Genomic DNA, 18,161 nt, shown 5'->3' with positions numbered 1-18,161 from the left:
GGCAGTCAGATTAATGCGACGGATGGATCGCATCATTGATGTACATCGAGGTCAGCACCGCAAACACATAGGCCTGCAAGGCTGCCACGAGGAATTCGAGCGCCGTGATGGCGACCGTCATGATCAACGGCAGCGACGCGCCGAGGAACCCGAGAACGCCCAGCGAGCCGAGCGAATAGATGAAGCCCGCGAACACCTTAAGCGTGATGTGGCCCGCCAGGATATTGGCGAACAGACGCACGGAGAGCGAAATCGGGCGCGACAGGAACGAGACGACCTCGATCGGCACCACGATGGGCAGGACATAGCCGGGAACGCCGGCCGGCACGAACAGCTTGAAGAACTTGAAGCCGTTGCGATAGAGGCCGTAGCCGATCACCACGACGAACACCAGGATGGCCAAGGCGGCCGGCACGATGATGTGCGAGGTGGTGGTGAAGAAGAACGGGATCATGCCGAACATGTTGGCCATCAGCACGAACATGAAGAGCGAGAACACGAAGGGGAAGAACTTCATCCCCTCGGAGCCGGCGGCCCCTTTGACCATATTGGCCACGAAATCATAGAGCAGTTCGGACACCACCTGCGCGCGACCGGGCACCAGACGGCGGCCGGCGGTCGAGCCGAGCAGGAAGATGACGATCAGGCCGACCGTCAGCACCATGAACAGGGCCGAATTGGTGAAAGCGAAGCCGCCTTCACCGCCGAGCGAGAAGATATTGGTCAGTCCAAACTGATGGATCGGATCGACTTTATTCGGATCGGCCACGCCCAAACCCCGGTCTAGTTATCGTCTTCATCGTCCGCGCTCGAACCTAGGTCCGAACCCGGTGGCGGCGGCGCCGCCTTGTTCATTTGTGTCACCACGCGGATGACATTGAGAATGCCTGCGGCGAAGCCCACCAGAAGGAGGATGAGCAAGCCCCATGGCCGAGTTCCCAGGCCGAGATCGACCAGATAACCCAAGCCCGCTCCCACCAGAATAGCGGCGATGAACTCGGTGCCGATGCGCATGCCGCGCGCCATACCGCTCATGTCGCTGGGAGACATGTTCGAAGCTCTGTTGGCCTCGACATTGCGTTCCCTCTGGGCAGAGGCAATACGCGATGCGAGATCGCGCGTCACCCCTTTGGCACTATCGGGCTGACCCTCGGTATCTTGCGGTTTTGGCATCCGCTCGCTCCCCTTGGCCGGCCACTCCCGTGTGTTCCGGGGCGCCTTTATTAGTCGCGCGCAACATAGGGAAGGGTGCTGGGAGTGTCAAGACGAGGCCGGTCGGCTTAACATGCTGATGTGTATGGTATTTTTGGCTTGGTAGCAGGGTGCGGCATGCTGTCCACAGCTAATCATGGCGAAGTCTGGGCAGGCGACGGGGGATTCTCTTCCTAAACCGCCTCGCGGAAGCTCTCCGCCGTAGTCAAATCCACCGAAACCAGTTGGCTGACCCCGCGTTCGGCCATCGTCACCCCGAACAGGCGGTCCACCCGGCTCATCGTGATCGGATTGTGCGTGATCACCATGAACCGCGTCTGCGTCCGCTGGCGCATCGAATCCAGCAAATTGCAGAATCGCTCCACATTGGCGTCGTCCAGTGGCGCGTCGACTTCGTCGAGCACGCAGATCGGCGCCGGATTGGTCAGGAACACCGCAAAGATCAGGCTCATCGCCGTCAGGGCCTGTTCGCCACCCGAGAGCAGCGTCATGGTCTGCGGCTTCTTGCCGGGCGGGCGGGCGATGATTTCAAGGCCCGCTTCCAGCGGATCGTCGCTTTCGACGAACTGCAATTCCGCCGTGCCGCCGCCGAACAGGGTGGTGAAGAGCTCCTGGAAATGCGCGTTGACCTTGGCGAAGGCCTCGTTGAGGCGAATACGGCCCTCGCGATTGAGCGAGGCGATGCCTTGGCGCAGCTTGGCTATGGCCTCGATCAGGTCGTCGCGGTCCTTGACCATCAGGTCGAGTTTTTCCTGAACCTCGATGGCTTCCTTTTCCGCCGACAGATTGACCCCGCCCAGCCGCTCGCGCTCGGCCTTGAGTCGGTCGACCTTCTGTTCGATGGCGTGTTCATTGGGCAGGGCTTCTTCTGGCTTGATACCCGAGGCTTCGAGCGTCCGGCTGGCCTCAATATTCAGCGTCTCCTCGATCTGGCGCTCGATCTGCTGGCGCTGGACGATGAAGCCCTTGAGACGCTCTTCGATGCGCGTCAGCTCGATTCGCGCCGCCGCCAGCGCTTCGCTCGCCAGCCGCAGCGCCTTGTCGGCCTCGCGATAGGTGGTTTGCGCCACGCTCAAACTGTCGCTCGAGGCCTTGTGCTCGACCTTGGCGCGCTCGATCTGCTCGTCCAGCGCCGCGCGACGGGCGGCAAAGCCATCCGGGGTTTCATTGACATTGGCGAGTTGGCTGGTGACTTCGGCGGTGCGGCTGTCGAGCGTCGCCAATTGCGCCATCGCGCCTTCGCGGCGGCGCTGCCAGCTTTGACTGTCCTTGGCCAATTGCGCCAACCGGCTGTCACGCATCCGCGCTGCGGTTTCGAACGAGCCCAGCTTGAGCCGGGCCTGGTCGGCCCGCTCGCGCAACTGCACGAGGCTCGCCTGCCTCGCCTCGGCCAGCTCGCCGGCGTCGCCCTCGTCACCGGCCTCTTCAAGCGCCTGCTCAGCATCGTCGCGGATCGCCTCGGCTTCGCTCAGGCTGGACGCCAGTCGCACGCGCGCCTCTTCCAGCGCACTCTGCCGCGTGGTCAAATCACCGATGGCGCGCTGCGCCTTATCGACTTCGATCTGCGCCGCGCCGATCGCATGCTGAGCCGCGCGCCAGCCATCGCGCTGCTGCTTTTCGGACTGCCGCGCCTCGGCCAATGCCGTGCTCAGTATGTCAATATCGCGCTTCCAGCCATTACGCTCGGCCCGTGCGCGCGTCACTTCCTCGTCGAGTTCCGCCAACCGATTGCGCTGTGCCAGCCGTTGCGCGGCAGCACTCGGTGCGTCGGCGGCCGCCACAAACCCATCCCAGCGCCACAGCGCGCCCTCAAGCGTCACCAGCCGCTGCCCGGGCTTGAGCGCGTGCATCAATGCCGGGCCATCGGCATCGCTGACCAGCCCGATCTGGTCTAGCCGGCGCTTCAACAAGGGATTGCCCGAAACATAGCGCGACAGCGGCTCGGCTGCCTGGGGCAGGGCGGCATCGTCATATCCGTCGATCGCCGCTGCCCAATGCATCGGCGCCCCTGCATCCGAGGACGCCTCGAGGTCATCCCCCAGCGCCGCGCCCAGAGCCGTCTCGTATCCCGGCGTCACGTTGAGCTGGTCAACGATCGCGGGCCACAGCGAGGCCCCGACATTGAGCATCTTGCCCAGCGTAGTTGCCTCGGCCTCCAGCCGGTTCAGCGCGGCCTCGATCTCCTGCAATTTAGGCCGCGCCGCATCGAGCTTTGCCTGCGCCGAGACGGAAACTTCCTCCGCCGCTACTGCGCCTTCTTCCGCCTCGGCCGTGTCGGCCTGCGCTTTGGCCAGGGCCGCGCGCTTCAGCGTCAGTGTCTCATCGGCATCAAGGCTTGCCGTGATCGTCGCGGCTTCGCGCTCGACTTCGGCCACTTGCTGGCTCAGCCGCGCCATTCGTGTCGCCGCGTCCTCCGCACTACGCTGCGCCTGCACCCGTCTTGCACGAATCTGAGAGAGGGCATCGGCGGCCGCGCGCGCTTGGGCCTCAGCCGTCACGACAGAAGCCCGCGCCTCGTCGGCGGCAATTCGAGCGTCGTCGAATTCCGCCTGCGCTGCCTCGCCTTCGTCCTGTAAGTGCGCCTGCTCCTCGCCATAGACCGCCAGCGTCGTTTCACTTTCGGCCACCAGATCACGCTCACGCTCGCCGTCGGCGGCCAATTGCCTGATGCGGTCTTCCAGTTCCACCCGCCGCTGGCTGTTGCGCCGGGCCTCTTCCGCCAATTGCTCGGACAGGATCGTGTAGCGTTGCAGCACCGCCCCGGTCACCGCCTCGCGGTCGCGTAGGGGCTGCAGCGCGGCGTCTGCCGTTTCCAGCGCGCGCTGCGCCTGCAATTGCTCATGGTTGGCATCGGCCAAACCACGGATCAGCACCGCCTGCTGCGCTTCGGCCTCTTTTTCAGCGAAGCGCGCCGCCACCCAGCGGATGTGGAACAGTGTTGCCTCGGCGCGGCGAATATCGCCCGAAACGGCGCGATAGCGCATCGCCAGCCGCGCCTGCCGCTTCAGTGTTTCGAGTTGGGTATCGACTTGGCCGATAATGTCGTCGACGCGTTCGAGATTGCTTTCGGCCGCCCGCAACCGCAATTCGGCCTCGTGCCGGCGCGAATGCAGCCCGGAAATACCGGCGGCCTCCTCGAGCAAGGCCCGGCGCTGCGTCGGCTTAGCGGCGATCAATTCGCCGATCTGTCCCTGCCGCACCATGGCCGGCGAATGCGCGCCGGTGGACGCATCCGCGAACAGCAATTGCACGTCGCGGGCGCGCACTTCCTTGCCATTGACGCGATAGACCGAGCCATTTTCGCGCTCGATGCGGCGAGTGATTTCCAAAACGTCGGCATTGTTGAGCGCGGCTGGCGCGGTGCGGTCGGAATTATCCAGCACCAGCGTGACTTCCGCCGAATTGCGCGCCGGGCGCCCGCCCGAGCCGGAAAAGATTACGTCGTCCATGCCCGAGGCGCGCATCGCCTTGTACGAGCTTTCGCCCATCACCCAGCGCATCGCCTCGACCAGGTTCGATTTGCCGCAGCCGTTCGGCCCGACAATGCCGGTCAGCCCCGGTTCCATATGGAGCACGGTTTCATCGGAGAAGGATTTGAAGCCGTGCAGCTTGAGGCGGGAGAATTTCATGGCGCCCGCGCCACGAATTCTGCGTTAGCCAACCCCCACCCTAGCCCTCCCCACAAGGGGGAGGGAACCGCGTCGAGTTTGCGGTGAATTTTATGCGAATACGATCTGTCTCCCTCCCCCTTGTGGGGAGGGATTAAGGGTGGGGGTAGTTTGGTCGCGGTATTATGGAGCGGCAGGGGCTGCCGGAGCGACTGGAGTGGCGGCTGGCGCAGCGGGCGCAACCGGCGTTGCAGTCTCAGCCGGGGTAACCGGGGTTGCGGTCTCGCCAGTGGGGGCAGGGGCAGCGGGAGTCGTTCCCGCGGCAGGAACGGGTGCGGTTCCGGCGGGCAGCAGCGGGTCGATTTCGGCCGCAAGCTGTTCAAGCGACTGTTCCCCAGAGAGCGTCTTGCCATTGATGTAGAATGTCGGTGTGCCGGCAAGGCCAAACTCGTTCAGCGCCTGATCGCGCAGCGATTCCATCCCGGTGAACAGCGCCTGATTCGTCAAGGCGGCGTCGAAGGTTTCCTGGGTAAAGCCGAGCTGCTTGGCGATTTCCAGGATCGCGTCACGCGGCTTGTCCGAAGTGCCCCAGGTCTGCTGGGTCTTGAAATAGGTCGAGATGACGTTGTGATAATTGGTCTCGCCGGCCGCCTCGGCCAGCATGAACACCGCGGCGTCCAGCACATTGCGCACGAAGGGGCGCAGGATGAACTTGACGTGGCCCGGTTTCACATAGGCTTCTTCGAAGGGCGCGAGGACCGTGTTGGAGAAGGTCGCGCAATGCGGGCAGGTCGGCGACGCATATTCGATCACCGTGACCGGCGCATCGGCCGAACCCTGCACCTTATCGGTGAATCCGGTGGGGGCCATCAACTTGGCCATATCCACGGTGTCGCCGTCAGCGGCCAAAGCCGGAGCCATCCCGCTAAGGCTGAGCGCCGAGGCGGCAGCGGCTAAAACGAGGGTGTCACGACGGGTAAACTTCACTGGGAACGCTCCTGATGGCTTTGTGGCGACACTACACATCGCCAAAGTGTCGGCAAGTGGGCACATGCATCAACAGGGAGTGAACAATCTATTTGTTCTTGCCTTCCGGCCTGCTGGACAGCGCGTGGCCCAATGCCCGCAACGCCTCCCTCAGGCCCTCATCCTCAACCCCGGCGACCGAGGCTCCGACCTTCGCGATGACGCTCTGGCTCGGTTGACGACGTTTATCGTCCCCCTTGGCTGAATGCCCGCTGAATGGCTCTGCCGACAAGCGGACAGCGCCCACCAGCACATAGCCGAAATAGCGGTTGACCGCCGCCGCGATCGCCGGCCCTTCATGGGAAATGGCCAGCGCATGGCCCGCAATGCAGCGCAGATAGAGCGTCGCGCCCTCGGCGCTGCGCTCTCCGCGCGGCCAGGTGAGCTTGTCCGGAATAGCGACCGCGTCATAGGGCTTCGGCGCCATCGCCCCCCAATGGGTGATGATATCGCGACTGGCAAAGCCGCGCTTCTTCAGCACCGGATCGAGCGCCCCCGCCAATGCATCGGCCAGCGACAGCGAGCGATTGCGGCGCTTGGGTTCGGGCGGGGATTTGGCGGGCGTGGTCATGAGATCTGCATAGCATCTCGGGGGCCCGGAGACACCCCCACCCGGCCTCCCCCTTGAGGGGAGGAGTGCGCCGGTGGGTTGACTGGATCAAGTCAAAAGAGTGGAGAGACTCCTCCCCCTCGAGGGGGAGGCAAGGGTGGGGGTGCGGTTTGGCCCCGATCTTGTGCATGTGAACTCAACTCCGCTTGCACGAACGGCAAGCTTCCCCCAATTCTCCCTCATGCATCTGCCGTCCCCCGCTCCCATCGACGCCCAATTGGTCCTCGCCTGGTATGACCGCCACGCCCGCGATCTCCCCTGGCGCATTCCTCCCGCCGACCGCGCCCTTGGCATCGCCCCCGATCCCTATCGGGTCTGGCTGTCCGAGGTGATGCTGCAGCAAACCACCGTCGCAGCCGTCCGCAAATATTTCGAGCGCTTCACCTTGCTCTGGCCCACGGTGCAAGACCTCGCCGCCTCGCCCCTCGAGGCCGTGCTCGTCGAATGGGCGGGCCTCGGCTATTATGCCCGCGCGCGCAACCTGCACGCCTGCGCCGTCGCCGTCATGCGTGACCACAACGGCCTTTTCCCCAACACCTCTGCGGGCCTGCAAACCCTCCCCGGCGTCGGCGCCTATACCAGTGCCGCCGTCGCGGCGATCTGCTTTGACGAACCCATCGCCGTCCTCGACGGCAATCTCGACCGGGTCCTCGCCCGCTATTATGCGCTCGACGTCCCCGTCCGCGACGCCAAGGATGAACTCCGCGCCGCCCTGCAGGCCTCAGTCCCGGCGCGCGCCGGCGATTTCGCCCAGGCCATGATGGACCTCGGCGCCACCATCTGCGCCCCCCGCAACGCGCTCTGCATGCTCTGCCCGATCCAGCCCGGCTGCATCGCCACCAAGACCGGCGAGCCGACGCTTTATCCTATCAAGCCCGAAAAAGCCGAACGGCCAACGCGCAAGGGCCATGCCTACGTGATGCTGGACCAGGACGGCGACGTGTACCTGCAAACCCGCCCCGGCAAGGGCCTCCTTGCCCAAATGACCGAAGTTCCCGGCTCCGACTGGGCGGCAACGCTGCCAGCGCCAGACTATCCCGCCAAGGCCGACTGGCGTCACCGCGGCCAGGTCATCCACGTCTTCACCCATTTTCGGCTGGAGCTGGAAGTTTGGTCGGCAGTGGTCGACCCAGCGGGGCTGGAGAAGGGCTGGTGGTCCGGTCCCAAGACCCTCAAAGCCGAGGCGCTGCCAACGCTATTCCGCAAAGTCTTGGCGACGGCGGGGATGGCAAGTTAGGGAGCGTCGTCTATCGCGTCGTTGCCAACTAGCAGATCGCGCATGATTGGCGGCACTGGGAATCCATAGCCGCTGCCCGGACGATCGAGCATGAGGTTGCCTGCCCGGTGATAGCTGCTCGAATATAGCTCGATGCCGATCTTCTGCATTGCGATGAGTAGCGCTTGAACGCCGTCCTGACCATGTGCCATTGCGACTCTTGGCGCCCCGGGCCAGTCTATCTTGTAAGTGCAACTCCAAGACCGATCATTTTGTTCGGGAGGATATATCTCAATCACGACGGGCCGTTTTAGATCACCTGTATGAATGTAGATTGTTCGAGTTGCGAAGATCATGGGACCTCAGAAATTTAGTGGGACAATTTTCTTGCCGGCTAAGCAAGCTCCATATCGTTCAGCTGCTCTTGCGTGACACGACCTTGAGCCAGTAGCCACACATATGAAGGTATCGTAGTCGTATTGGGCATCGCATTCCGCCTCAGTAAGACCAGCGACAAAGACGGCGTTGGAGTTGGCCGCTCCATCTGTCCACTGCCCTCCCTCCGAGCTACCAGCGGGCACTCGAGGTTGGGTGGATCGGTACTTTCGTAGCAACATCTCGCCGCGCAGAGCAGCTAGTGCCGCCTGAAATCCACGATTGTTCTCCTCACCGTCTTTAAATCAGCGGGGTTCCTGATCTCAATCTCCTGTCAAGATGATGGGATAGTAACAATGGCTTCGCGTGTGGGGATAAGCGGCATTGGTTTTGGCGGGTGTCGCCGACAACTTTCCCAGTGCCTAGGGGATAACCCAAGCCTGGTTCGGATCTAGGGCCCGCAAAACAAAAAGGCCGCCGGGGCAAACCGGCGGCCGAAGTAAGAGCCTGATTGATTGGAGGTCAGGATCAGGCAGAAAGCAAATCAAGTTTCGCGCGGATATCCGTACGAAGATCGTCTATCGGGGCGACGCCCCGGGCAGTGTCGTGGTGCCAGAATGTCCACCCGTTGCATGCCTCGGAACCCTGGACCAGCGCGCCAACCTTGTGGATGGAGCCCTGATGCGAACCCGAGACGAGTGAGCCGTCGGCACGAACCATGGCAGAGTAACGTTTTGTTAAGTCAAACAGTTGCGCCCCCGGCTCGATTAATCCCTGCTCGATCAGCGAGCCGAACGGAATGCGGGTTTCCTTGCGCTTTGGCGTCACCGATTGCAGCGCCTCGAACACACCCGGCCGGATCGCCGCGATCCGCTTGAGCGCCGCCGCGATGTAAGTATCCTCGCGTTCGATGCCAATAAAGTGACGGCCCAGCTTGCGCGCCACGGCCCCGGTGGTGCCGGTGCCGAAGAAGGGATCGAGCACGATATCGCCCGGCTTCGTCGTGGCGTTCAAAATCCGGAACAGCAGCGCTTCGGGCTTTTGCGTCGGATGCACCTTGTCGTCGGCATCGTCCTTGAGCCGCTCGGCCCCGGTGCAGATCGGGAACAGCCAGTCGCTGCGCATCTGCGTGTCGTCATTGGCCAGCTTCATGGCTTCATAATTGAAGGTGACGCGGCTTTTCTGGCTCTTGGCCGCCCAGATCAGCGTTTCATGCGCATTGGTAAAGCGCGTGCCGCGGAAATTCGGCATCGGATTGGCCTTGCGCCAGATCACGTCGTTGAGCATCCAGAAGTCGAGATCCTGCAGCGCCGTGCCGACGCGGAAGATGTTGTGATAGCTGCCGATCACCCACAGCGCCCCATCGGGCTTGAGCAGGCGACGCGCCGCCGCCAGCCACGCGCGGGTGAATTTGTCATAATGGGCAAAGCTATCGAACTTGTCCCAAGCGTCATCCACCGCATCGACCTTGGACTGGTCGGGACGGGTCAGCCCCTGCTCGAGTTGCAGGTTATAGGGCGGGTCGGCGAAAATCAGGTCCACCGACCCGGCCGGCAGCGCATTCATGTGGTCGATGCAATCGCCCACCAGAATAGTATCGATCGGGAGCCGCGTGGGCTCCTCCGCAGCGGCCGAAAAGGCCGTACGCGCGGTACGCAACATACACTTAACCCTAACAAAGGACTAACTATCCTGTTGTAGCGCGGTAGGGTTAAAGTGGAATGAATAGAATGGGTTAGCGAGAGGTTAAGAGGCCAGGTCGATGATCGTCGCACCCACCGTCAGGCGCAGCCGGGCCTCCACGACCGGGGCGAAATCCGCCCTATGGTGCCGGCAGGGGCCGTGATCGGTAAGCGCCCGCAAATGCTGGGGCGTGCCATAGCCCTTATGCGCCGAAAAGCCGAAATGGGGCGCGTCGCAGTCCATGATGCGGCACATCCGGTCGCGCGTCACTTTGGCGACGATCGAGGCCGCTGCGATCGATACGCTGCGTCCGTCGCCGCCGATCAGCGCAATGCCCTCGCAGGGTAGGCCGGGCGGAATATCGCGGCCATCGATCAGCGCGCGGTCGGCCGCAACCGATAGTCCGCGCACGGCCTGGCTCATCGCCCATAGCGTGGCGCCCCGAATATTGCGGCTGGCGATGATCGTGGGCGGCGCAACGACGACCGACACGATAGCGCCGCTGACCACGATCAGTTCGAACAGCGCCTCGCGCTGCTCCTCGGTCAGTTTTTTGGAATCGTTGAGGCCCGCCGGAATATTGTTCGGGTCCAGCACCACGGCGGACACCACCACCGGCCCGGCCAGCGGCCCGCGTCCGGCCTCATCGACACCGGCGACAATCCGCGCCCCGCGCGCCTGGGCCGCGAGCTCGTGGGTATAGTCGGGTTCGGTCTGCTCAATTGATTCGAACAACATGGGCGCAGCATCCGCGCCCGCGGCGCGAAGTCAACTCAAAGCCGCGAGCATGGCCGCGCGGTCGGCAGCGAACAGGTGGTGACCAGCCTTGTTGGTCTCATAGACGAAGTCCCCTAGCGCCGTGCTGGCCGCAACCGCAGCGTTGACATCGCCCAGGATCACCAGGCGGCAATGATAGTTCTTCAATTTCTGGATAAACGCGCCCGCCAGCCCGCTACGCAGCCGCAGGAAGTCCGGATCAAGCCGCCCGACAGGCAGTACGATCACGCTTGCATCGTTCGAGAACGCTTCGCTCAGAATATCGGTGGCGTCGCGCTCGCTCCCGAGACGCGGCCCCGTCGCATCCAGTTCCAACGCGCGCAAACCGTTGATCTGCGACACTTGCACGACCATCTCCTGAAAACTCCCGGACGCCGGCCTGTATTCTTTGCACCTCCTGTTGTAAACAGAACTGCGCCGGGGGGCGGCAAATAGAGTTAGTCGATGATCGCGAAAATCAGCCTTGTCGTCCTTTTGCTTGCCTTGTCGGGCCTGCCTAGTGCCGCCGCACCGTTCCATCATCCCTACGGCGAGTGGCGGGAATATAACCAGGATTGGCTGGCCGCCTGTCCCGATATCATCAATGAGAACGCCACCGATTATTACGGCAACTCCTGTTTCGCCAGCACCGGCAGCGAAGAGCTCAACAGCACCAGCCTGCCGGCCTGGAAGCTGACGCTGATCCTGAATCGACTGACCGGTGTAATCGATATCGCCTTCACCGGCGCAGCCGATGCCGTCGAAGTCGATACGACGCGGCCGCTGCGGATCGCCTTTGGCGGCGAGGCCCCGCTGCTGTTCGATTTCACCATCGATCTGCAAACCCGCTACAACACCACCAATCAGTGGTTCGTCGCCGACCCAACGCGGCGTGATAGCCTGATCGCCATCATGAAGACGCGCAATGCGGCGACATTGACCGTGCCGCTGACCGAACTCGACGAAAGGACCCGCAGTGTCTGGGTGTCCCTGCGCGGCGTGACCGCCTCGCTCGATTTCATGGCCAGCTATGCCCGCAAGGTCGCCCAATACTGAGCTATTGCCGGCCCGCCCAATGGGCATAAAACCCCAGCAATGTCGGCACAGCTTACGCAGCGTCAGGCGATTGACTTTTGGGCTTGGCGAGGCTCAATCCGCCGACCATTTCCTCAAGGCGGCACGATAATGCATCCACGGTCCGGCGCAGCATTGCTTTTCGATATTGATGGCACGCTGGCCGATACCGATCCGCTGCATCTCGAGGCGTTCAATCGCACATTCGAGCCTTATGGCCATCACTTCGACAAGGCACGGTTCGCGCTCGAACTCCAGGGCAAGGCCAATGAAGCCATCGCCAGGCGCTTCGTGCCGGATTTGGCCTCGGACCAGCAGATCGCCGTGATGGCGGGCAAGGAACAACTGTTCCGCGACCTGGCGCGCACGCAAATCCATGCCGTTCCGGGCTTGTTCGAACTGCTCGACCTCGCCGATGCCAGCGGCCTGCCCATGGCGGCCGTCACCAACGCGCCGCGCGCCAATGCGGACCTGATCCTTGATGGCCTCGGCATCCGTCACCGGTTCCGCGCTCTGGTCATCGGCGAAGAACTCGCCCACGGCAAGCCGCACCCGCTGCCCTATCTGGAAGGCCTGCGGTTGCTTGGCGCCACGGCCGCCGTATCCGTGGCCTTCGAAGACTCCCGCACCGGCATTGCGTCGGCAACGGCCGCGGGCCTCAAGACCATCGGCATACGAACGAGCCTAGCGCATGGCGACATGATTGCCGCCGGCGCCGCTATTTCGGCCGATCGCTATGACGATGCCGCGGTGCTGGAGTTCATCACGCGTGTTGTGAGTGTCGCTTAAGGCTACCGCCATTGTGCTTGTCGCTGACATTCGTCAGCCCTGAACGAATTCCCTCCCCCTTGTGGGGAGGGTTAGGGTGGGGGTGCTTTAGCGCGAGTGCCAAGATTCAGAGAACCGGAGTACCCCCACCCCGGCCCTCCCCACAAGGGGGAGGGAGCCAGATCGGGGCTAGCCATCTCAACGCGCGCTAGAACAGGCTCATCTGCTTGTCCTCGGGCCGGGGCGGCTCGAACAGGTCGGTGCGGATGGCTGGCAGTTTCTCGTCCAGCCCATAGCGCTCGCGTGCCTTTTCGAAGCGCTGCTGCAGCAGCGTCGCATAGGGCCCTTCGCCGGTCATGCGGGTACCGAAGCGCGGATCGTTGTCGAGGCCGCCGCGCGTGTCGCGCACCAGCGACAGCACGTGGCGCACCCGGTCGGGGAAATGGCGCAGCAGCCATTCGCGGAAAATGTCGCGTACTTCGCCGGGCAGGCGCAACAGCACCATGCCGGCGCCCTTGGCGCCCTGCGCCGCCGCCGCGTCGAGAATGCGCTCCAGCTCCATGTCGTTGATCGCCGGGATCATCGGCGCCGCCAGCACCGAAACCGGCACACCCGCTTCGCTGAGCAGCCGGATCGCTTCCAGCCGCCGGGCGGGGGACGACGCACGCGGTTCCATCTTGCGGCTGAGCTTGTGATCCATGGAGGTCATCGAAATGCCCACCTTGACCAGCCGCAGTTTGGCCAATTCGGTCAACAGGTCGAGATCGCGCACGATCAGCGCCGATTTGGTGACAATGCTCACCGGATGCTTGGTTTCCAGCATCACTTCCAGAATGCCACGCGTCAGCTTGTGCTTGCGCTCTGCCGGCTGGTACGGGTCGGTATTGGTGCCCATGGCGATGCGCTTGACCTTGTAGCTCTTGGCTGACAGTTCGGCCCGCAGCGCCTCCACCGCATTGGTCTTCACATAGATATCGCGCTCGAATTCGATCCCCGCCGAATGACCCAGATAGGCATGCGTCGGCCGCGCGAAGCAGTAGGAGCAACCATGCTCGCAACCGCGATAGGCGTTGATCGACCGATCGAAGCCGATATCGGGGCTGTCGTTCGACGTGATGATGGTCTTGGCGCGTTCGAGATGTTCAATGGTCTCGAAAATGGGCAGCGGCTCGACGCTGTTCCAGCCATCGTCGAACCCTTCGCGGCTTTGCTTCTCGAAACGGCCGCTACGATTGGACTGCGCGCCCCGGCCGCGATTGCGGCTCGGGTCCACCAGTTCGCGCCGCGCGAGATCGGCGTCGCGGCTGCGGCTGAGCTTTTCCAATGCTTCGAAAGACGGGGCCTGATAAAGGGCCATGCTGTTCTCCTGCCGGCGAAACCACAGTCGAATCGTGAATTCAACGTCCCCCGAACATAGGGGTTGCATAAGAACATAACAAGAACAGATTTTACGGGGCACACTCCCGCTGCCCATGAGATGGTCATCGCGGGGCCGCCCTTCAATGCCGTTTCAGTTCCACCATCGCAAGGCAGGACTGCGCCGCGGTGGCTGGACAGGATAAGGTCATCGGCCTAAACCAGCCAACCCTTCCGAACCCTGCTGCCGGAAGGCGATTTATTCTTAAGCAGTCGATTTAGTATTGACCCTCGGGGGAGGGCGGATTACTAAACAATTCGCTTAACTATTAAACTCGGCCTGCTGACACACGCTGTCGTGGATTTGTTGCACCACCGTGTCGAAGTGAACCGAAGTCATTCGTCTTTATGGCGATACCGCTCGTATGAAGGGAAAGCCCATGACCACCGACGCTCCAACCTTGGCCGATTTCGAGGCTGCTGCCCCAGCCGAGGACCATAGCGCCCGCAACAAGCTGGTGATCGGCCTGCTGCTGGTCTCGGCCTTCGTGGTGATCCTCAACGAGACCATCATGGGCGTGGCCCTGCCGCACCTCATGGCCGATCTCGATATCACGGCCAGCGCTGCGCAGTGGCTCACCACCGCATTCATGCTGACCATGGCCGTGGTCATCCCGATCACCGGCTTCCTGTTGCAGCGGCTCAATACGCGGCCGGTGTTCATTCTCGCCATGTCGCTGTTTTCCGCTGGTACGCTGATTTCGGCGCTGGCGCCCGGTTTTGGCGTGCTCGTCATCGGCCGCATCGTGCAGGCTTCCGGCACCGCCATCATGATGCCGCTGCTGATGACCACGGTGATGAACCTGGTGCCGCCCGAATCGCGCGGCAAGACCATGGGCAATATCTCCATCGTCATCTCGGTCGCCCCCGCTATCGGGCCGACCATTTCCGGGCTGATCCTGTCGGTGCTCGAATGGCGCTGGATGTTCATCCTGGTGCTGCCGATCGCTCTTGGCGCCCTGGCGCTGGGTGCCTCGCGCATCAAGAACGTCACCACGCCCACCAATGCGCCGATCGATATAGTGTCGATTATTCTCTCTGCCATCGGCTTCGGCGGCCTGGTCTATGGCCTCAGCGGTCTGGGCGAAGCGGCGATCCATGCGCCGCTCGTCTCGCCCTACATTCCGCTCGCCGTGGGCGTCGTGGCCATCGTGGTCTTCGTGCTGCGTCAGTTGCAGTTGCAGAAGCAAGATCGTGCACTGCTCGATCTGCGCACGCTCGCCATCCCGGCCTTCACCATCTCGGCGGCCATGATGTCCATCCTGATGATGGCGATGTTCGGCGCCTTCATCCTGCTGCCGATCTATCTGCAGAACGTGCTTGGCCTAACGACGCTCCAGACCGGCCTACTGCTGCTGCCTGGCGGTTTGATCATGGGCCTCTGCGCGCCAACGGTGGGCAGCCTGTTCGACAAATACGGCCCGGTGCCGCTGGTCATTCCCGGCGCCATCCTGACCAGTGCCGCCTTGTGGAGCCTCACCTTCATTCAGGTCGATACGCCATTCTGGGCGCTGCTGATCGCTCACCTGGGGCTTAGTGTCGGGCTTGCTCTGATGTTTACGCCGCTGTTCACCGTTAGCCTCGGCTCGCTGCCGCCGAACCTTTATTCGCATGGTAGCGCGGTGATCGGCACCACCCAGCAAGTCGCTGGCGCTGCCGGCACGGCTCTGTTCGTCGCCATCCTCACGCTGCAGTCGGCGCGCTTGTCTGCCGGCGGCGCCGATATGCTGACCGCCACGACCGGCGGCATCAAGGCGGCGTTCCTCTGCGGCGCCATTATCTCGCTGCTTGCAGTGGTTGCGGCCTTCTTCATCCGCAAGCCCGCCGGCGGCGCGCCGGGCATGGCCCACGGCCACTAGGCGTCAGAGCAGCCGCAACAATTCAGCGGCAACACCATCGAGGGGGGCGACGTTCCCCTCGGCCCGGCACAGGATCATCGCACCCTCCATCCCGGCCGCCGCACAAGCTGGGTATGACCCGCGAGATGACCGACATCATCGTCGCCGCATCCGGGAATGCGACGCCAAAGGAGCATGTCTGGGTACAGATCGTGGAGGCGCCCGATGGCGGCTGGGGCATTGGCGGCCACGCCTATCTCAATGACGAAATCGCCACCGAAGCGCGCCGCCGCCTCGGCATTGCCCAGGCCAGTTGGCCCAGCGCCGGTCGAGCTGACCGGCGCGACTGCCTGATTCTAGCGGAAGCGGTAAGTAAGGCGACCCTTGGTCAGGTCGTACGGCGTCATTTCGCACAACACCTTGTCGCCGGCCAGCACGCGGATGCGGTTCTTGCGCAGCTTGCCGGCAGTGTGGGCAATAATCACGTGGTCATTCTCCAATTTGACCCGAAAGGTCGCATTGGGCAGCAATTCGGTAACAACGCCCGGAAATTCGAGCACGTCTTCTTTGGCCATGTAGGCTCCTGAGTAGCCCCGAAGCAGGGCCTCGGCAGACGCCGGGCGGGTTCGGGTATGTTGGGATCATCACGTCTGGCAACCGGGTTTCCCCAGAGGCGTCGACAGGCAGAATAATCTGATAAGCCTTATATAGTGTAGTTCACCTGCTTTGTGAACCACTTGCCGGTTCTCGGCTCGCAATGCAGCTATCTATTCGCTGCGCCGCGCGATGACTGCTTGTTCGAGGTCAATATCCTCGAGCATTTCGCGCACAATTTCATCGTCCAGCCGTTCGGCATCGCGCTCCGCCAGCAGGGCGCCACGACGCGCCGCCTGCATCTCGCCGACAATCACCATCATCTTCTCGCGGCCAACGCTGTCATTGGCGCCCCGGCCTGCCGGACTGACGCTGAAGTCGCGTTTCACATTGGCCAGCATGCGATCGCTGAACGCGATCCCCGCTTCATCCTGCTGGGCGTCACGGATTTCCTCCAGCTTTTGCACCGAGGCCTTCTGCGTTGCCGATCGCGCCAGCGCCACCTGCTCCTTGCGATAGGCGATGTCTCCATCATTGGTGATGCCGAGCGCCTTGATCAGCCAGGGCAGGCTCAACCCCTGCAGGATCAGCGTTCCCAGAGCCACCGCAAACGCGATGGTGACGATCAGGTCGCGCTCCGGCAGAATGAGCGGCGTACCGGCCGCCGCCGCCAAAGTCACCACGCCGCGCATGCCCGACCAGGACAGCACCAGATTTTCGCGCCAGCCCAGCGGCTCGGCCAGTTTGGCATCCCGGCTGCGCGGCTGTCGACCGCGCCTGGTCGGCTTCGCATGGATGCTGGCCAGGCGCCGCTCGAACCCTTCTTTACGGCGCGGATGGCTCCACTTCGACAGCACTGCGCTGAACATCACCCAGATCACCCGCACCAGGATCACCGCCACCAGCGTCAACGCCGATAGTCCCGCCAGCGTGCCTAGGCTATAGCCATGCTCGATGGCTTCTTCGACGACGAAGCGGAACTGCAGGCCCATATAGGCAAAGACGAATGCTTCGAGCAGCGCATCGACCACGCTGAGAAATTCACGCTGCTGGATGCGGCCGTCGAACTTGAGGTCCGACGAATTGTGCCCCAGCGACAGGCCGGCAAACACCACCGCCATCACGCCCGATGCCGCCAGCTCTTCCGCCACCATATAGGCGGCGAACGGGGTGATGACCGTTATTGCGGTGACCAAGGTCGGATTGCCCAGGCGCCGGCGCACTTCGTGCACAAACCCGCCCATTACCACGCCCAAAATGGCGCCCACGCCCGCCGCGAACAGGAAATACAGCGCCGCATTGTCGATGGGCATTTTCTCGCCAGTCGCCCCGGCTACCGCTGCGCTGAACAGCGCCAGTGCCGCCGCGTCGTTGATCAGGCTTTCGCCCTTGAGCACGGTCATCAGCCGATTGGGCAATTTAAGCTTGGCGCCGATCGCCACGGCGCTGACCGCATCGATCGGCGCGATCACCGCGCCCAAAATCAGCGCCGCCGGCAGCGACATCACGGGATACAGCCACCCCAGCAGTGCGCCCACCGCCACCGTGCTCACCAAAATCAGCGCCACGCCCATATTGAGGATCGAGCCGATCCGCTTCATGAAGCTGAAGAACGAGAAATTCACCGCCGCCGAAAACAGCAATGGCGGCAGCACCAGCCCGAGGATGATCTCGGGCTCAAGCTCGGTGCGCGGTACGCCCGGCACGAAGGACACCGCAATGCCCACGATCGCGAGGAACAGCGCGGCTTGATACCCCTTGCGCTCGGCAAAGATCGTCAGCCCGATCGCCGCCATCATCACGATCAGGATTTGGGATGCGCCCATGTGCCGTCTCCACCGCCGAGTGTGATCATCGGCTAACCCAGAAATGGCAACGGACAAAGCGGTTTTGATATCGCGCGGATCACCGCCGCGCTTTCTTCTCTCTCCCCATTGTGGGGAGGGGGGCCCCGTAGGGGTCGGGTGGGGGAGCTATCAACGGGC

At 62.9% G+C, this 18,161-nt stretch carries 16 protein-coding genes; 4 read left to right on the top strand and 12 right to left on the bottom strand.

The genetic code is table 11. The annotated features are described in order from the left end of the window. Positions 1-10 precede the first annotated feature (10 nt). From ABIB57_RS04360 to ABIB57_RS04340, 5 genes are all read right to left on the bottom strand, one after another. Positions 11-769 (bottom strand): F0F1 ATP synthase subunit A, encoded by a 759-nt coding sequence (locus ABIB57_RS04360; protein ID WP_299746904.1) that lies wholly within the window; start codon positions 767-769, stop codon positions 11-13. Positions 770-783: 14 nt separating this feature from the next. Continuing rightward, positions 784-1,173 carry an AtpZ/AtpI family protein gene (locus ABIB57_RS04355; RefSeq protein ID WP_299729522.1) on the bottom strand — a complete coding sequence of 130 codons (390 nt, stop codon included), beginning with the start codon at positions 1,171-1,173 and terminating at the stop codon, positions 784-786. Positions 1,174-1,385: 212 nt separating this feature from the next. Further along, positions 1,386-4,841 carry a chromosome segregation protein SMC gene (gene smc, locus ABIB57_RS04350; protein ID WP_354038706.1) on the bottom strand — a complete coding sequence of 1,152 codons (3,456 nt, stop codon included), beginning with the start codon at positions 4,839-4,841 and terminating at the stop codon, positions 1,386-1,388. 162 nt (positions 4,842-5,003) lie between these two features. Next, positions 5,004-5,807: a thioredoxin domain-containing protein gene (locus ABIB57_RS04345; protein ID WP_354038705.1), complete on the bottom strand. Its 804-nt coding sequence runs from the start codon at positions 5,805-5,807 to the stop codon at positions 5,004-5,006. 88 nt (positions 5,808-5,895) lie between these two features. Beyond that, positions 5,896-6,417: a DUF721 domain-containing protein gene (locus ABIB57_RS04340; protein ID WP_354038703.1), complete on the bottom strand. Its 522-nt coding sequence runs from the start codon at positions 6,415-6,417 to the stop codon at positions 5,896-5,898. 220 nt (positions 6,418-6,637) lie between these two features. On the opposite strand from ABIB57_RS04340, the gene ABIB57_RS04335 reads away from it, so the two are divergent. Beyond that, on the top strand, positions 6,638-7,693 hold the full coding sequence (locus tag ABIB57_RS04335) for an A/G-specific adenine glycosylase (protein WP_354038702.1): 1,056 nt from the start codon (positions 6,638-6,640) through the stop codon (positions 7,691-7,693). Here ABIB57_RS04335 and ABIB57_RS26820 read toward each other — a convergent pair. The 4 genes from ABIB57_RS26820 to ABIB57_RS04315 form a co-directional block, all read right to left on the bottom strand. Next, complete coding sequence (locus ABIB57_RS26820) at positions 7,690-8,028, bottom strand: DUF6968 family protein (protein ID WP_502914340.1); 339 nt, start codon at positions 8,026-8,028, stop codon at positions 7,690-7,692. The two genes, ABIB57_RS04335 and ABIB57_RS26820, sit on opposite strands and share 4 nt — an antisense overlap. A 547-nt stretch (positions 8,029-8,575) precedes the next feature. Next, positions 8,576-9,709 carry a site-specific DNA-methyltransferase gene (locus ABIB57_RS04325; protein ID WP_354038700.1) on the bottom strand — a complete coding sequence of 378 codons (1,134 nt, stop codon included), beginning with the start codon at positions 9,707-9,709 and terminating at the stop codon, positions 8,576-8,578. 84 nt (positions 9,710-9,793) lie between these two features. Next, positions 9,794-10,468: a ribonuclease HII gene (rnhB, locus tag ABIB57_RS04320; RefSeq protein WP_354038699.1), complete on the bottom strand. Its 675-nt coding sequence runs from the start codon at positions 10,466-10,468 to the stop codon at positions 9,794-9,796. A gap of 30 nt (positions 10,469-10,498) precedes the next feature. After that, the gene (locus tag ABIB57_RS04315) at positions 10,499-10,849 is read right to left on the bottom strand and encodes a DUF4180 domain-containing protein (protein WP_354038698.1); all 351 of its coding nucleotides are present in this window, start codon (positions 10,847-10,849) and stop codon (positions 10,499-10,501) included. 102 nt (positions 10,850-10,951) lie between these two features. Between ABIB57_RS04315 and ABIB57_RS04310 the strand changes: the two genes are divergently transcribed. Further along, the gene (locus ABIB57_RS04310; protein ID WP_354038697.1) at positions 10,952-11,542 is read left to right on the top strand and encodes a hypothetical protein; all 591 of its coding nucleotides are present in this window, start codon (positions 10,952-10,954) and stop codon (positions 11,540-11,542) included. A gap of 129 nt (positions 11,543-11,671) precedes the next feature. Next, the gene (locus ABIB57_RS04305; RefSeq protein ID WP_354038696.1) at positions 11,672-12,349 is read left to right on the top strand and encodes an HAD family hydrolase; all 678 of its coding nucleotides are present in this window, start codon (positions 11,672-11,674) and stop codon (positions 12,347-12,349) included. A gap of 187 nt (positions 12,350-12,536) precedes the next feature. Here ABIB57_RS04305 and ABIB57_RS04300 read toward each other — a convergent pair whose 3' ends face one another. After that, entirely contained in the window at positions 12,537-13,685 is a 1,149-nt protein-coding gene (locus ABIB57_RS04300) for a PA0069 family radical SAM protein (protein ID WP_354038695.1), read from the bottom strand. A 439-nt stretch (positions 13,686-14,124) separates the two neighbouring features. On the opposite strand from ABIB57_RS04300, the gene ABIB57_RS04295 reads away from it, so the two are divergent. Beyond that, complete coding sequence (locus ABIB57_RS04295) at positions 14,125-15,603, top strand: DHA2 family efflux MFS transporter permease subunit (RefSeq protein ID WP_354038694.1); 1,479 nt, start codon at positions 14,125-14,127, stop codon at positions 15,601-15,603. A gap of 335 nt (positions 15,604-15,938) precedes the next feature. On the opposite strand, the gene infA is transcribed toward ABIB57_RS04295, so the two are convergent. Both infA and ABIB57_RS04285 read right to left on the bottom strand, forming a co-directional pair. Continuing rightward, a complete protein-coding gene (infA, locus tag ABIB57_RS04290; RefSeq protein WP_299729566.1) occupies positions 15,939-16,157 on the bottom strand; it encodes a translation initiation factor IF-1 in 219 nt (72 codons plus the stop codon). 192 nt (positions 16,158-16,349) lie between these two features. Then, entirely contained in the window at positions 16,350-18,002 is a 1,653-nt protein-coding gene (locus ABIB57_RS04285; protein WP_354038693.1) for a cation:proton antiporter, read from the bottom strand. Positions 18,003-18,161 lie beyond the last annotated feature (159 nt).

The sequence above is a fragment of the Devosia sp. UYZn731 genome (genome assembly GCF_040546795.1).
In the GTDB taxonomy this organism is placed as follows: domain Bacteria; phylum Pseudomonadota; class Alphaproteobacteria; order Rhizobiales; family Devosiaceae; genus Devosia.
The sequence above is the reverse complement of the archived record's forward strand: the minus strand, read 5'-3'. Positions and strand labels throughout refer to the sequence as shown.

Bases quoted from the DNA above. Each gene is read 5' to 3' on its own strand.
- ABIB57_RS04355 (WP_299729522.1), bottom strand. From the start codon at position 1,173: ATGCCAAAACCGCAAGATACCGAGGGTCAGCCCGATAGTGCCAAAGGG.
- smc (WP_354038706.1), bottom strand. From the start codon at position 4,841: ATGAAATTCTCCCGCCTCAAGCTGCACGGCTTCAAATCCTTCTCCGAT.
- ABIB57_RS04340 (WP_354038703.1), bottom strand. From the start codon at position 6,417: ATGACCACGCCCGCCAAATCCCCGCCCGAACCCAAGCGCCGCAATCGC.
- ABIB57_RS04335 (WP_354038702.1), top strand. From the start codon at position 6,638: ATGCATCTGCCGTCCCCCGCTCCCATCGACGCCCAATTGGTCCTCGCC.
- ABIB57_RS26820 (WP_502914340.1), bottom strand. From the start codon at position 8,028: ATGATCTTCGCAACTCGAACAATCTACATTCATACAGGTGATCTAAAA.
- ABIB57_RS04325 (WP_354038700.1), bottom strand. From the start codon at position 9,709: ATGTTGCGTACCGCGCGTACGGCCTTTTCGGCCGCTGCGGAGGAGCCC.
- rnhB (WP_354038699.1), bottom strand. From the start codon at position 10,468: ATGTTGTTCGAATCAATTGAGCAGACCGAACCCGACTATACCCACGAG.
- ABIB57_RS04310 (WP_354038697.1), top strand. From the start codon at position 10,952: ATGATCGCGAAAATCAGCCTTGTCGTCCTTTTGCTTGCCTTGTCGGGC.
- ABIB57_RS04305 (WP_354038696.1), top strand. From the start codon at position 11,672: ATGCATCCACGGTCCGGCGCAGCATTGCTTTTCGATATTGATGGCACG.
- ABIB57_RS04300 (WP_354038695.1), bottom strand. From the start codon at position 13,685: ATGGCCCTTTATCAGGCCCCGTCTTTCGAAGCATTGGAAAAGCTCAGC.
- ABIB57_RS04295 (WP_354038694.1), top strand. From the start codon at position 14,125: ATGACCACCGACGCTCCAACCTTGGCCGATTTCGAGGCTGCTGCCCCA.
- infA (WP_299729566.1), bottom strand. From the start codon at position 16,157: ATGGCCAAAGAAGACGTGCTCGAATTTCCGGGCGTTGTTACCGAATTG.
- ABIB57_RS04285 (WP_354038693.1), bottom strand. From the start codon at position 18,002: ATGGGCGCATCCCAAATCCTGATCGTGATGATGGCGGCGATCGGGCTG.